Genomic DNA, 12,059 nt, shown 5'->3' with positions numbered 1-12,059 from the left:
GATGCCGCGCGTCGAAGTAGTTCCCGCTGACACGCCCTTCGCACAGCGCCTCGCGGCCGGCTTCGGCTATCCATTGCGTGGCGCCGCGCTACCCACCTGCGTGGTGCTGGCGCTGATCCACTACGTCGGCCTGCTGCCTTCCTGGACCGGCGCGCTGGCCGGCGCCCTGGTCTGGGCCGCCACCTGGCGCTACGCCGCGGACTGCCTGCTGCACACCGCCAACGGCTACGCCGACCCGCCGGACGTCGGCAACGACGGCAACAGCGCCAGCGGCTGGGGCCTCACTGCGATCCATCTGCTGGTGGTCGCGCTGTGCGTGCTCGCCATCGTGTTCTTCCCGCGCCTGCTGTGGCCGGTGCTGATTCTGTCGGCTCTGGTGCTGCCGGCGATCGACATGTCGCTGGCGTTCGACGGCAACCTGGCGCTGGCGATCAACCCGTTGAACTGGGTGCGCGTCATCGGCGGTTTCGGGGGCGCCTACCTGATTCCGGTGGCGATCAACCTGCTGCTCGGCCTGCTGATCGTGCTGGCCTCGGTCACCACCGCGCTGCTGCCGCGGCTGCTGGCGCTGCCGCTGTTCGCCTTCGCCTATACCTACCTGATCGTGCTGGCCTTCCATCTGATGGGCGCGATGATCCATCAGCGCCACGAACGCTTCGGCATTGAACCGGAGGCCGAAAAACTCGCCGCAGCCTCCGGCCAGGATGCCGACGACCGCCTGCTCGACGAGGCGCGCCAACTCGCCACCGACGATCCGCTGGCGGCGCTGCGGCAACTGGCCGCCCGCCTGCAGGACCGCACCGCACCGCCCACCGTGCACCAGCTCTACCGCGAGCTGCTGCGCCGGCAAGGCCTGCGTGACGACCTGCTGGTGCACGGCCAGATCTGGATCGCCGCGTTGATCGCCCAGCACGAACCGCGCCGCGCGCTTGGCGTATTGCAGGAATGCATCGGCATCGACGCCACGTTCGTGCCGGACGATCCGCGCACCTGCGGCGAGCTGGCCGAGCTGGCCGCACGACTGGGCATGGATCGGCTCGCGATCCAGCTGGGCCGCGGCTACCTCGCGCACTGGCCGCGCGACCCGCAGGCGCCGCACTACGGCCTGCTGACCGCACGCCAGCTCGCCGCGCACGCCGACCAGCACGCCGAGGCGGCGGCGCTGCTGGATCGGCTCGCCGCCGCCTGGCCCGGGCACCCGCTGCGCGGCGAGATCGACGCGCAACGGCGACAACTGGCCAGCCCGGCATGAGCCGCTGGCGTCCGCCCTCGCCCGGCTCCACCGCGATCATTACCCGCGAGGGTTTCGAACGGCTGAAGGCCGAGCTCGACCACCTGTGGCACGTGCTGCGCCCGGAAGTGGTGAAGGCGCTCGCCGCGGCCGCGGCCGAGGGTGACCGCTCGGAAAACGCCGAGTACACCTACCGCAAGAAACAGCTCGGCGAGATCGACCGCCGCGCGCGCTACCTGAGCAAGCGCATCCCTTCGCTCAAGGTAGCCGAAGGCGTGCCGGGCGATCGCGGCGCGATATTCTTCGGTGCCCGCATCGAGCTGGAGAACATCGCCACCGGCGAGCTTCACCGCTACCGCATTGTGGGTCCGGACGAGACCGACGCGAAACGCGGCTGGATCAGCATCGACTCGCCGCTGGCACGAGCGGCCATGAAAAAACGCGTCGACGACGAGTTCTCCGCCGAACTGCCGGGCGGCACCGCCCAATTCGCCGTGCTCGTCGTGGATTACGGGTAGGCAGACCGGCGCACGTCTATCGCGGCTGCAGCTTCCGCACGGCGCGCCGATGGTCGTCTTCGATCTGCACCAGCCGGGCCTGCCGGGCCTGCGGAGTGACCCACTGGCCGTGCTCGGCCTGCTGCCGCAGCAATGTGTATTGCATGTCCACGAACGGTTCCAGCACGCGGTTGGTTTCCGCTGCGAAGCCACCCAGGTCGGGAATGCGGGCCAGTTTCGCCCGCTCGTTCGCACCGGTTTCGTCGTGGGCCCTGCCGTAGCCAAGCAGGAAGGCGGTCAATTGCTGGCGCAACGGCGCAGGCGTGCCGTCGCGGATCACCAGTACCCCGGAAGGGATCAGCGGCGAGCGCCAGATCACCCGAAGCTGCTCCGCTTCGTGCGGGAAGTTGTGGCGGAACAGATCCATGTCCGGATTGTTGCTGCTGGCCACGTCGACCTCGCGGTTGACCACCGCAAGCAGGTTGCTTTGATGGTCGCCCACCCGCACGCTGCCGAAGAACGTGTCGGAATTGAGGCCATGCGGCGCGAACACATAGGCTTCCGGCGCGATATAGCCGGTAACCGACAGATGCTCGCTGCGGGCATAGCGCCAGCTGCTGCCCTGCGTGGACAGCAGGTCGTCCAGGTTGCGAATGGGACTGTCGTCGCGCACCACCAGCATGGCGACGTTGCCCTTGGCGCCATCGCTGCGCACGAACTGGGCAAATACCTGCATGTGCTGGTGCGTCACCGCCTCGACGGCCAGCTTGCCGGAGAGGAAGGCGATGTCCACCCGCTGCGCACCGATCGCATCGGAAAGGCTGGCGTAGCTGCCCACCGATACGGTGGTCACCGGGCGTTGCAACCGCTTCTGCAGATCGTCCAGCAATGGGCGCCACTGTTCCAGCGATTCGGCTGCACTGCCGATCGGCAGGATGCCGAAACGAATCGGCGGCGTCGGGCCGGCTCCCCGAGTCGCCGCCACCGCGCTGCCAGCACACAGCAACGCGATCGACACCCCTGCGGCGAGCACCGCCAGGCAACGACAGCGATATCCGTAGATGCCCACTGTCCCTACTCCCCGACCCACACCGATGCCCCGTATATAGTCGTGATCACCGGTCGGAGCAAGCTCCGGGCCGCCCGTTCAGGGGATCGGCCATGCCGGCGGATACTCGCGTCCGGCGCGCCGCGGCTGGTAGCAGGCGGCGCCATGATGGAAAGCCTCGCCGGCGTTGTCGGGATGCCAGCCCGGGATTCCCGACAACGGCAGCGGCCGCAGCTCCAGCGGATCGAGCAGCAGGCGTCCGGAGCCGATCGCGGCGGCGCAGCACGCGGACAGGTCGGCGTCGCCACCGGGCTGGAACACCAGCGCCTTGCCCACCAGCAGCCGGTCCGGACTCAAGGCCAGTTCCAGCAAGGCATGGCCGAACAGCTCCAGCCGGATCGAGCCGTCCAGCCACGCCTGCCGCCGACGCCAGAACAGGCCGTGCCAGTCGTGCGCATCCCACAGCGCCAGCAGGGAGGGATCGCGCACGGCGACGATCACGCCGGCCTCGTCGAAGTGGGTCAGCGCATATTGCGCGCGCGAGCGCCGTTTCGGCCCCATGCGGGCGATCTCGGCCACCTGACGCGCGTTGAGCGCACGCTTGATCGCTGGATGGCGCAGCCAGACCAGCGCGTTGAACAGGTCGTGCCAGTTGCGCTCGCGGGTGGCGATGTCGCCGCACTCGGCGATGCGCTGCTCGTAGTGCATGCCGTCGGCGAGCAGTTCGCGGGTCTGCACCACGAAGCGCTCGGGCAAGCCAGCCGGACGGCAGGCGTTGAGCGCGTCGATCGCCGGCCAGTCGCGGCCCTCGATCAACCCGGCATGCTCGCGCCACGCCGCCAGCGGCGGCCGCTCGAACACCGCCGGATCAACCGCGTCGCGGACCGGCGCGACGTAGCGCATGGATGCCTACACCACCTTGAGCTGCGGGTGCGCCAGGCGCGCGTGCAGGTCGTGTTCGCTGGCCGCCTCGACCACCACGTCGACGAACTGGCCAGGCTTGAGGTGCTGGCCGTCGGCGATCAGCACGCTGCCGTCGATCTCCGGCGCGTCGGCGGCCGAACGGGCCACGGCGCCGTCGGCATTCGCCTCGTCCACCAGCACCTTGAGCGTACGGCCGATCTTGCGCTGCAGCCTGGCAGCGGAGATTTCCGCCTGCACTGCCATGAACTGTTCCAGACGGTCTTCCTTCAACTCCTCGGACACGGCACCGGGCAGTTCATTGGCCTTGGCGCCGTCCACCGGCGAATAGGCGAACGCACCGACCCGATCGAGCTCGGCCTCGCGCAGGAAGTCGAGCAGTTCCTCGAACTCCGCATCGGTCTCGCCGGGGAAGCCGACGATGAAGGTGCTGCGGAGGGTCAGCTCCGGCACCTGCCTGCGCCAGTTCTGGATGCGCTCCAGCGTCCTGTCGATGTTGCCGGGGCGCTTCATCAGTTTCAGGATGCGCGGGCTGGCGTGCTGGAACGGGATGTCGAGGTACGGCAGGATTTTTCCGTCCGCCATCAGCGGCATCACCTCGTCCACGTGCGGGTACGGGTAGACGTAGTGCAGCCGCGTCCACACGCCGAGTTCAGACAGGCCTTCGCACAGCTCGGTCATGCGCGTGCGGTACGCCTTGCCACGCCACTCGCGCTCGGCGTACTTGAGATCCACGCCGTAAGCGCTGGTGTCCTGCGAGATCACCAGCAATTCCTTGACGCCGCCCTTGACCAGCTTTTCGGCCTCGATCAGCACCTCGTCGACCGGGCGCGACACCAGGTTGCCGCGCATCGAGGGGATGATGCAGAAGCTGCAGCGGTGGTTGCAGCCTTCGGAAATCTTGAGATACGCGTAGTGCTTCGGGGTGAGCTTCACGCCGGTATCCGGCACGATGTCGATGAACTTGTTGCGCTGTGGCGGCAACGCCTGGTGCACCGCGCTCATCACGCTGGCGTAGTCCTGCGGGCCGCTGATCGACAGCACGTCCGGGTAGGCCTCGCGGATCAGCGCCTCGCGCTTGCCCAGGCAGCCGGTGACAATCACCTTGCCGTTCTCGTTGAGCGCCGTGCCGATCGAATCCAGCGACTCCTGCACCGCCGCGTCGATGAAGCCGCAGGTGTTCACCACCACCGCGTCGGCCTCGCCGTAGCTGGGCACGATCTGGTAGCCCTCGACCTTGAGCTGGGTGAGGATGCGCTCGGAGTCGACCAGCGCCTTGGGGCAGCCGAGGCTGACGAAGCCGATCTTGTGGGCGGTCTGGGACATGCGGGGCCACCGGGAACATGCGGAGTAACCGGGAATTATACGGCAGTGCGGCGTGGCCACCGGCGCGGCTAGACTTCACGCCATCCCCTCGCCGGAGCCAGCCATGGGCCAGCACATCAACATCCCCACCACCCGCACCCAGTGCATCGGGGGTTATCTCGCCCAGCCGCAGGGCAAGCCGAAGGGCGGCATCGTGGTGATCCAGGAAATCTTCGGCGTCACCGCGCACATCCGCCGCGTGGCCGACCTTTTCGCCGAGCACGGCTATACCGCGATCGCACCGGCGTTCTTCGATCACCTGGAAAGCGGCGTGGAGCTGGGTTACGACCAGGTCGGCGCCAACAAGGGCAAGCAGCTGATCGCGGAGCTGGGGCTGGAGCGCGCGCTGGAGGACGTCGCCAGCGCCGCCGAGTCGATCGCCTCGGCCGGCAAGATCGGCACCGTCGGCTACTGCTGGGGCGGCACCGTGGCCCTGCTTGCCGCGCTGCGCCTGGGCCTGCCTTCGGTGAGCTACTACGGCGCGCGCAACCTGCCGTTCCTGCACGAGACGCCGCAGGCACCGGTGATGTTCCACTTCGGCGAGAAGGACCACAGCATCACGCCGGAGATGGTGGCGAAGCATCGCGAGGCGCTGCCGCAGATGGATGTCTTCACCTACCCGGCCGACCACGCCTTCAACCGCGACGGCAGCACCCCCTACGACGAGGCCAGCGCGAAGCTGGCGCTGCAGCGAACGCTGGCCTTCTTCGACCGTCACCTGGCCGGCGCATGAGCGGGGCCGGCTTCGCGCTCGATCCCCGACTCGCGGCGGATACCCGCCCGGTTGCATCGCTTCCGCTGTGCGACGTGCGGCTGATGGACGACGCGCGCTATTCGTGGCTGATCCTGGTGCCGCGTCGCGCCGGCCTGGTCGAGATCGCCGACCTGCACGACGACGAACAGGCCGTGTTGTGGCAGGAGGTGCATCGCGCCGCCGCCGCGCTGCGCGACGTCGCCCCCTGCGACAAGCTCAACCTCGGCGCACTGGGCAATATCGTGCGCCAGCTGCATGTGCACGTGGTCGCGCGGGTCGAAGGCGATGCGGCATGGCCCGGGCCGGTGTGGGGCCATGGCCAGGCCGTGGCCCGCGACGACAACCAGGCGAAGGCGCTGATCGCGGCACTGCAGCGGCAACTGGCAGGCTCGGCGCAGGCCTGACACGAAGAGGCCCGCGAATGGCTACGCGGGCCTCTCGAACGGTACCCTTGCGATCAGTGCTGCTGCGTCGGGTCGCCGTAGGTGCTGTCGGCCGCGGACTTGCCTTTCTGTTCGTCGTTCATCTGCACCGGCGCGTGGTAATCCTCGAGCTTGCGCGCCTTGGTATCCACCGGGTTAATCTTCTTCAACGTGCCGTCGTCGTCGTAGTACGCGGTGAAGCCATAGTCGAGCTGCATGCGCGCCATGTACTCCAGATGCTGCTTGCGCACCTTCGAGTCGTCGCTGTGTTCCAGCAGCACGGTCTTCGGCAGCTTGCCCTGCTCTTTCAGGTAGGCGAAATGACTGCCCAGATCCAGCGCCGACAGCACCGCGTCATCCAGCAGGAACTGGCCGCTCTTGTAGGCCTTGACCACGGTGTCAAACTGGCCCTGGGCCTGGGCGGCGCTGATCTCATCCTTGGTGCTGCCGCGGTGGCAGCCGGCCAGCACCAGCAGGCTGCCCAGCATGGCGGCCGCGGCGACGCGGGTAAGCAGGGGCGAAAAACGGATCATCGGTGTCTCCTGGAAAACTTGTCGGTGCACCGGGCGGAGTGTAGCGCCCGGCCGTGATCGTGGGCAGCGCTGGACGCCACCCGTTCAGGGGAGCGATCAGGTACGCGGCAAAGTCACACCCTGCTGGCCCTGGTACTTGCCGCCGCGATCCTTGTAGCTGGTCTCGCACTCCTCGTCGGATTCGAGGAACAGCATCTGCGCCACGCCCTCGTTGGCGTAGATTTTTGCGGGCAGCGGCGTGGTGTTCGAAAACTCCAGCGTCACGTGGCCCTCCCATTCCGGCTCCAGCGGCGTCACGTTGACGATGATGCCGCAGCGCGCGTAGGTGCTCTTGCCGAGGCAGACGGTGAGCACCTTGCGCGGGATGCGGAAGTACTCGACCGTGCGCGCCAGCGCGAACGAGTTCGGCGGGATGATGCACACATCCGCCTCGACATCGACGAAGCTGGAGGGGTCGAACGACTTCGGGTCGACGATGGTGGAGTTGATGTTGGTGAAGATCTTGAACTCGCGCGCGCAGCGCACATCGTAGCCATAGCTGGACGTGCCGTAGGAGATCAGCTTGTTGCCGTCGCGCAGCTTCACCTGGCCCGGCTCGAACGGTTCGATCATGCCGTGGCTTTCAGCCATGCGGCGGATCCACTTGTCGGATTTGATGCTCACGCGGTCTCCGGTCGATTGCGACGCGCCCGGCAGGCCGGGCGCAAAACGGCAAAAGTACATGGTCGGGGTACCGCCGCGCCAGCCGACCGCGTCACCGCCCGCAGAGGCCCGACAGCGCCACCGGCACCTGCTACGCCGTTGCCGTCATGCGGCCGGCACGCCCTGCACCACGATCTTGCCCAACCCCAGCGACTTGTTGCGCGGCTGCCGCGACAGCCGGCCGGCCACGTTGCGGGCGATCTCACGATAACGCATGGCGAGATCGGAATCGGGGATCGCCGCCACCGTGGGGTTGCCGCCGTCGGTCTGCTCGCGGATACGGATGTCCAGCGGCAGCGAGCCGAGATAGGCCGCGCCGTACTGCGTGGCCATGCGCTCGCCGCCGCCTTCGCCGAAGATGTTTTCCTCGTGGCCGCAGTTGGAACAGACGTGGGTGGCCATGTTCTCCACCACGCCCAGCACCGGCACCTCAACCTTCTCGAACATCTTCAGCGCCTTGCGCGCATCCAGCAGGGCGATGTCCTGCGGCGTGGTGACGATCACCGCGCCGGCCACCGGCACCTTCTGCGACAGCGTGAGCTGGATGTCGCCGGTGCCCGGCGGCAGGTCGACGATCAGGTAGTCGAGCTGCTCCCAGCGCGTGTCGGTGAGCAGTTGCATCATCGCCTGGGTCACCATCGGACCGCGCCAGATCATCGGCGTGTCCTCTTCCACCAGGAAGCCGATCGACATCACCGGCATGCCGTGCGCCTGCATCGGGATGATGCTCTTGCCGTCCGGCGACGCCGGCTTGCCGTGCACGCCGAGCATGGTTGGCTGGCTGGGGCCGTAGATGTCCGCGTCCATCACGCCGACCTTCGCGCCCTCGGCCTGCAGCGCCAGCGCCAGGTTCGCCGACACCGTGGACTTGCCCACGCCGCCCTTGCCCGACGCCACCACGATGATGTTCTTCACGTTCGGCAGCGGCCCCAGCGTGCCCTGCACCTTGTGCACGTGGATGCGGCTGGTGATCGACACCACGGCCGCGTCGATCGACGGATCGGCTTCCAGCGCCTGGCGCACGCGCGCGGTGAGGCTGTCGATCGCGCCGGCTGCCGGATAGCCCAGTTGCAGGTCCACCGACACCTTCGTCCCGTCCACGCCGACCGCGCGCACGGCCTCGGCCAGTGGCGCGCCGGTATGGGTGTCGATGAGACCACCAAGGATCTGGCGGACCAGGGTTTCGTTCGCCTGCGTCATGTCGGCTCGGGTGTTTGCGGGGATGCCCATTATGCCAGCCCGCCGGCGCCGGCCCGCTGACCTGGGTCAGTGACGAGGGATGGCGCATTGCAGCTTGACGCTCCCGCCGAACCTCGCCAGTCTCGCATCCATACGCTTTCGTACGGGAGGATCATCCATGAAGCATGCTGTTCGTCTCACCTTCGCTGCCGGCCTGCTGCTGGCCGCCGGCGCCGCGCTGGCCGCCAACGACACGCCGGCCGGCACCTGGAAGACCATCGACGACACCACCCACCAGCCGAAGTCGATCGTCGAGATCACCGAGCACAACGGCGAGTACCAGGCGAAGATCGTGCAGTTGCTGAACCGCACGCCGGAAGACGTGGCGCGCGACGGCGAGCACCCGCTGTGCACCAAGTGCGACGGCGAGCGCAAGGACCAGCCGATCGTGGGCATGACCTTCATGTGGGGCGTCAGCAAGGACGATGACGTGTGGGACGGCGGCAAGATCCTCGACCCGAAGAACGGCAAGATCTACAAGGTGAAGCTCAAGCTGGTGGACGGCGGGCAGAAGCTCGACGTGCACGGCTACATCGGCTTCGCCCTGCTCGGCCGCTCGCAGCTCTGGGAACGGCAGAACTGACCCTCGCACCACCGCGTTCGACCAGACGCCCCGCACCGCCCGCCGGTGCGGGGCGTTTTCATGTGCGGCCGATCAGTCGGCCACCGCTTCGGCCCGGTGCACGCTGACGCCGCGGGCGCTGAACGCGGCACGCGCCGGCCGGCCGACGGCATGTTCGAGCACCAGGTGCTGCACCTCGGCGATCGGCACGACCCGGTGCGTGGCCACCGTGCCCAGCTTGTCGCTGGTGGCCACCACCACGGTCTCGCCGCTGGCCTCGACCATCGCCCGCTTCAGCCGCGTTTCCTCGCTGTCGAAACTCCACAGCCCGCTGTCCGCATTGATCGCGCAGGCGCCAGGGAAGCACAGGTCGGCGCGCACGCGTTGCAGCTCCTGCAGGGTTTGCGCACCCACCGCACCGCCGATCCGCGGATCGATGCGGCCGCCCAGCAGCAGGATCTCGAAGCCTTCGCGCTCGATCAGCGCCAGCGCGATATCCGGCGCATTGGTGATCACCGTGAGGCGCATCCGCTCGGGCAGCGCCGCGGCGATCGCGGCATTGGTGGAACCGGCGTCGATCAGCAGCACCTGCCCTTCCCGCACCAGGCTCACCGCCTTGCGCGCCAGCGCCAGCTTGCGACCGGCATGCTCACCGCGCCGCTGCTGCAGCGGCGCAACCGCGGCCGACAGCGGCAGCGCCCCGCCGTAGACGCGTTTGCACAAGCCCTGCGCGGCCAGTTCGCGCAGGTCGCGGCGGATCGAATCCTCCGACGCCGCAAACTCCGCTGCCAGCTCCGCCGCCACCACCCGCCCGCGGCTGCGCAGGCGCTGCAATATCTCGTGCTGGCGTTCCTGCGGCAGCATTTCCACGGACGGCGCGCGCCTAGCCATGCGCCGCCTCCAGCAGGCCCGCGCGGCACAGGTCCCCGCGCAGCGTGACAGGGTCGCGGAAGTGCAGCGCGTGCATGCCCAGCCGTGCCGCAGCCTCGACATTGCGCGGCGCGTCGTCGATGAACACCGTGCGCGCGGCCTCCAGCCCATGGCGCGACAGCAGCACGCGGAAGATCGCCGGGTCGGGCTTGATCAGGCGCTCCTCGCCCGACACCACGATGCCGCGGAAGGCGTCCATGAAACCGTAGCGTTGCCGCGCCAGCGGAAAGGTTTCCTGCGACCAGTTGGTCAGCGCGTACAGCGGCACGCCACGCGCGCGCAGCTCGCCGAGAATCGCCACGGTGCCTTCGATCGGCCCACTCAGCATCTCGTCCCAGCGCTCGCGGTAAGCGGCGATCAGCGCGGCATGCTGCGGGTGCTGCGCGCTGAGCCCGGCGATGGCTTCGTGCCAGGGGCGGCCCGCATCCTGCTGTTCGTTCCAGTGCGAGGTGCATACCTCGGCCAGGAAACTCTCCATCGCTACTTCGTCATCGAACAACCGGCGATACAGATGACGCGGGTTCCAGTCCAGCAGTACGCCGCCGAGGTCGAACACCACAGTGTCGAAACGCGGAGCACTCATGGCCGCACCAGCCTTGCCGACGCGGCGGTCAGCAACAGCAGGCCGGCCACTGCTGCAAGCGCCACCGGCAGGCTGCTGGCCTGGGCCAGGAAACCGATCAGCGCCGGGCCGCTGAGCAGGCCGGCATAACCCAGCGTGGTCACCATGGCGATGGCCATGCCCGGCGAGGTGCCAGGCAGCCGGCCGGCCGCGCCGAACATCACCGGCACGATATTGGCCGCGCCCAGTCCGACCAGCACGAAGCCGCTCAGCGCCGCGGGCGGCCACGCCAGCATCGACGCCAGCAGGAAGCCCGCCGCCGCGGTGCAGGCGCCCAGGCGCACGGTCAGCACCGGGCCGAAGCGCGCCACGATCCGGTCGCCGCCAAGTCGACCCACGGCCATCGCCACTGAAAAGGCGGCATAGCCGAGGCCGGCGGAAGCCGCCGGGAAACCGCGGAAGTCGCGCAGGAACACCGCGCTCCAGTCCAGCATCGAACCCTCGGCCAGGAAGCTGATGAAACACAACAGACCCAGCACCAGCACGATGCCGCGCGGCATGCCGAACGCCGCGCGTTCACCAACATCCTCGACGTGTTCGATCAGGCGTGGCCACTGCGTCACGACCACGACCGCCAGCAACGCGGCCATCACCACAGCGGCGGCGGTCAGCGGCATGCCCAGTGCCAGCAGCAGACTCATGCCCGCCGCCCCGCTCAAGCCGCCGATGCTGAACAGCCCGTGGAAGCCCGACATCAGCGGGCGGCCGTCGCGCCGCTCCACCTCCACCGCGTGCGCATTCATCGCCACGTCCACCGCACCCAGCGCCGCGCCGAAGTACAACAGGGCGAGCGCCAATGTGGCCACGCCCGGCGCTAGCGCCAGCAGCGGCAACGCCAGGCACAGCAGCAAGCCGCCGGCGCCGATCACCCGGCGACTGCCGAAACGATGGGTAAGCCAGCCCACCAGCGGCATCGACACCATCGAGCCGCCGCCAAAAGCCAGCAGCAACATGCCGAGCTGGGCCTCGTCCAGGCCCAGCCGTGCCTTCGCATACGGCACCATCGGCGCCCACGCGGCCATGCCGATGCCGGAAACCAGGAAGACCAGGCGGGTGGCGCGGATGGCCGATGCCAGCCCGTTCCGTTCGTCCGTCGCCAGGGGATTGCTGCTCGTCTGCACGCTTGTTCCATCCGGCAAAAATACGTATGAATATACATAAATGCGTATAAACATGTAATCGGACGGATCGCGTTCAGCCGCCACAAAGCGAGTCCGGACCACACCCGACGTC

Annotated in this window: 14 protein-coding genes; 5 read left to right on the top strand and 9 right to left on the bottom strand. The window is 68.2% G+C overall.

Going from position 1 to position 12,059, the window contains the following annotated elements; all coding sequences use genetic code 11:
* Nucleotide 1: 1 nt before the first annotated feature.
* Together IMW82_RS01160 and greB are read left to right on the top strand one after the other, a co-directional pair.
* Nucleotides 2-1,252, top strand: a complete 1,251-nt coding sequence (locus tag IMW82_RS01160; RefSeq protein WP_108471452.1) for a hypothetical protein — start codon at nucleotides 2-4, stop codon at nucleotides 1,250-1,252.
* Nucleotides 1,249-1,749: a transcription elongation factor GreB gene (gene greB / locus IMW82_RS01155; protein WP_108471453.1), complete on the top strand. Its 501-nt coding sequence runs from the start codon at nucleotides 1,249-1,251 to the stop codon at nucleotides 1,747-1,749. Before IMW82_RS01160 ends, greB begins: the two co-directional genes overlap by 4 nt.
* Before the next feature lie 16 nt (nucleotides 1,750-1,765).
* On the opposite strand, the gene phnD is transcribed toward greB, so the two are convergent.
* The 3 genes from phnD to rimO all read right to left on the bottom strand — a co-directional run bounded on the left by phnD (nucleotide 1,766) and on the right by rimO (nucleotide 5,023).
* Nucleotides 1,766-2,797: a phosphate/phosphite/phosphonate ABC transporter substrate-binding protein gene (phnD, locus tag IMW82_RS01150; RefSeq protein WP_234411313.1), complete on the bottom strand. Its 1,032-nt coding sequence runs from the start codon at nucleotides 2,795-2,797 to the stop codon at nucleotides 1,766-1,768.
* Between the two features lie 78 nt (nucleotides 2,798-2,875).
* Nucleotides 2,876-3,679 (bottom strand): DUF3025 domain-containing protein, encoded by an 804-nt coding sequence (locus IMW82_RS01145; protein WP_108471454.1) that lies wholly within the window; start codon nucleotides 3,677-3,679, stop codon nucleotides 2,876-2,878.
* 6 nt (nucleotides 3,680-3,685) lie between these two features.
* Entirely contained in the window at nucleotides 3,686-5,023 is a 1,338-nt protein-coding gene (gene rimO, locus IMW82_RS01140) for a 30S ribosomal protein S12 methylthiotransferase RimO (RefSeq protein WP_108471455.1), read from the bottom strand.
* A 103-nt stretch (nucleotides 5,024-5,126) separates the two neighbouring features.
* Here rimO and IMW82_RS01135 point away from each other — a divergent pair, with 103 nt between their 5' ends.
* On the top strand, nucleotides 5,127-5,795 hold the full coding sequence (locus IMW82_RS01135) for a dienelactone hydrolase family protein (protein WP_108471456.1): 669 nt from the start codon (nucleotides 5,127-5,129) through the stop codon (nucleotides 5,793-5,795).
* Nucleotides 5,792-6,220 carry an HIT family protein gene (locus IMW82_RS01130; protein WP_108471457.1) on the top strand — a complete coding sequence of 143 codons (429 nt, stop codon included), beginning with the start codon at nucleotides 5,792-5,794 and terminating at the stop codon, nucleotides 6,218-6,220. The genes IMW82_RS01135 and IMW82_RS01130 overlap by 4 nt, the downstream gene beginning before the upstream one ends.
* A gap of 53 nt (nucleotides 6,221-6,273) precedes the next feature.
* Here the strand turns inward: IMW82_RS01130 and IMW82_RS01125 are convergent, their stop codons facing one another.
* From IMW82_RS01125 to apbC, 3 genes are all read right to left on the bottom strand, one after another.
* Nucleotides 6,274-6,771 carry a hypothetical protein gene (locus IMW82_RS01125; RefSeq protein ID WP_108471458.1) on the bottom strand — a complete coding sequence of 166 codons (498 nt, stop codon included), beginning with the start codon at nucleotides 6,769-6,771 and terminating at the stop codon, nucleotides 6,274-6,276.
* Nucleotides 6,772-6,867: 96 nt separating this feature from the next.
* Nucleotides 6,868-7,434 (bottom strand): dCTP deaminase, encoded by a 567-nt coding sequence (gene dcd, locus IMW82_RS01120; RefSeq protein WP_108471459.1) that lies wholly within the window; start codon nucleotides 7,432-7,434, stop codon nucleotides 6,868-6,870.
* 144 nt (nucleotides 7,435-7,578) lie between these two features.
* On the bottom strand, nucleotides 7,579-8,673 hold the full coding sequence (apbC, locus tag IMW82_RS01115; protein WP_211003643.1) for an iron-sulfur cluster carrier protein ApbC: 1,095 nt from the start codon (nucleotides 8,671-8,673) through the stop codon (nucleotides 7,579-7,581).
* Nucleotides 8,674-8,830: 157 nt separating this feature from the next.
* Here apbC and IMW82_RS01110 point away from each other — a divergent pair, with 157 nt between their 5' ends.
* Nucleotides 8,831-9,295, top strand: coding sequence for a DUF2147 domain-containing protein (locus tag IMW82_RS01110; RefSeq protein ID WP_108471461.1), 465 nt, complete (start codon nucleotides 8,831-8,833; stop codon nucleotides 9,293-9,295).
* Between the two features lie 72 nt (nucleotides 9,296-9,367).
* Here IMW82_RS01110 and IMW82_RS01105 read toward each other — a convergent pair whose 3' ends face one another.
* The 3 genes from IMW82_RS01105 to IMW82_RS01095 are packed head-to-tail and all read right to left on the bottom strand — an operon-like array spanning nucleotide 9,368 to nucleotide 11,947.
* The gene (locus IMW82_RS01105) at nucleotides 9,368-10,165 is read right to left on the bottom strand and encodes a DeoR/GlpR family DNA-binding transcription regulator (RefSeq protein ID WP_211003642.1); all 798 of its coding nucleotides are present in this window, start codon (nucleotides 10,163-10,165) and stop codon (nucleotides 9,368-9,370) included.
* The gene (locus tag IMW82_RS01100) at nucleotides 10,158-10,787 is read right to left on the bottom strand and encodes an HAD family phosphatase (RefSeq protein WP_211003641.1); all 630 of its coding nucleotides are present in this window, start codon (nucleotides 10,785-10,787) and stop codon (nucleotides 10,158-10,160) included. Before IMW82_RS01100 ends, IMW82_RS01105 begins: the two co-directional genes overlap by 8 nt.
* Nucleotides 10,784-11,947, bottom strand: a complete 1,164-nt coding sequence (locus tag IMW82_RS01095; RefSeq protein ID WP_199909822.1) for an MFS transporter — start codon at nucleotides 11,945-11,947, stop codon at nucleotides 10,784-10,786. The genes IMW82_RS01100 and IMW82_RS01095 overlap by 4 nt, the downstream gene beginning before the upstream one ends.
* Nucleotides 11,948-12,059 lie beyond the last annotated feature (112 nt).

Source organism: Rhodanobacter sp. B2A1Ga4 (genome assembly GCF_018101315.1).
Lineage (GTDB): Bacteria > Pseudomonadota > Gammaproteobacteria > Xanthomonadales > Rhodanobacteraceae > Rhodanobacter > Rhodanobacter thiooxydans_A.
This window is presented reverse-complemented; position numbering and strand designations above follow the sequence as displayed.

What these genes read in the sequence shown, in the direction of transcription:
- apbC (WP_211003643.1), bottom strand. Translation starts at nt 8,673, where the DNA reads ATGACGCAGGCGAACGAAACCCTGGTCCGCCAGATCCTTGGTGGTCTC.
- IMW82_RS01110 (WP_108471461.1), top strand. Translation starts at nt 8,831, where the DNA reads ATGAAGCATGCTGTTCGTCTCACCTTCGCTGCCGGCCTGCTGCTGGCC.
- IMW82_RS01125 (WP_108471458.1), bottom strand. Translation starts at nt 6,771, where the DNA reads ATGATCCGTTTTTCGCCCCTGCTTACCCGCGTCGCCGCGGCCGCCATG.
- greB (WP_108471453.1), top strand. Translation starts at nt 1,249, where the DNA reads ATGAGCCGCTGGCGTCCGCCCTCGCCCGGCTCCACCGCGATCATTACC.
- IMW82_RS01105 (WP_211003642.1), bottom strand. Translation starts at nt 10,165, where the DNA reads ATGGCTAGGCGCGCGCCGTCCGTGGAAATGCTGCCGCAGGAACGCCAG.
- IMW82_RS01135 (WP_108471456.1), top strand. Translation starts at nt 5,127, where the DNA reads ATGGGCCAGCACATCAACATCCCCACCACCCGCACCCAGTGCATCGGG.
- IMW82_RS01130 (WP_108471457.1), top strand. Translation starts at nt 5,792, where the DNA reads ATGAGCGGGGCCGGCTTCGCGCTCGATCCCCGACTCGCGGCGGATACC.
- IMW82_RS01100 (WP_211003641.1), bottom strand. Translation starts at nt 10,787, where the DNA reads ATGAGTGCTCCGCGTTTCGACACTGTGGTGTTCGACCTCGGCGGCGTA.
- IMW82_RS01145 (WP_108471454.1), bottom strand. Translation starts at nt 3,679, where the DNA reads ATGCGCTACGTCGCGCCGGTCCGCGACGCGGTTGATCCGGCGGTGTTC.
- rimO (WP_108471455.1), bottom strand. Translation starts at nt 5,023, where the DNA reads ATGTCCCAGACCGCCCACAAGATCGGCTTCGTCAGCCTCGGCTGCCCC.
- IMW82_RS01160 (WP_108471452.1), top strand. Translation starts at nt 2, where the DNA reads ATGCCGCGCGTCGAAGTAGTTCCCGCTGACACGCCCTTCGCACAGCGC.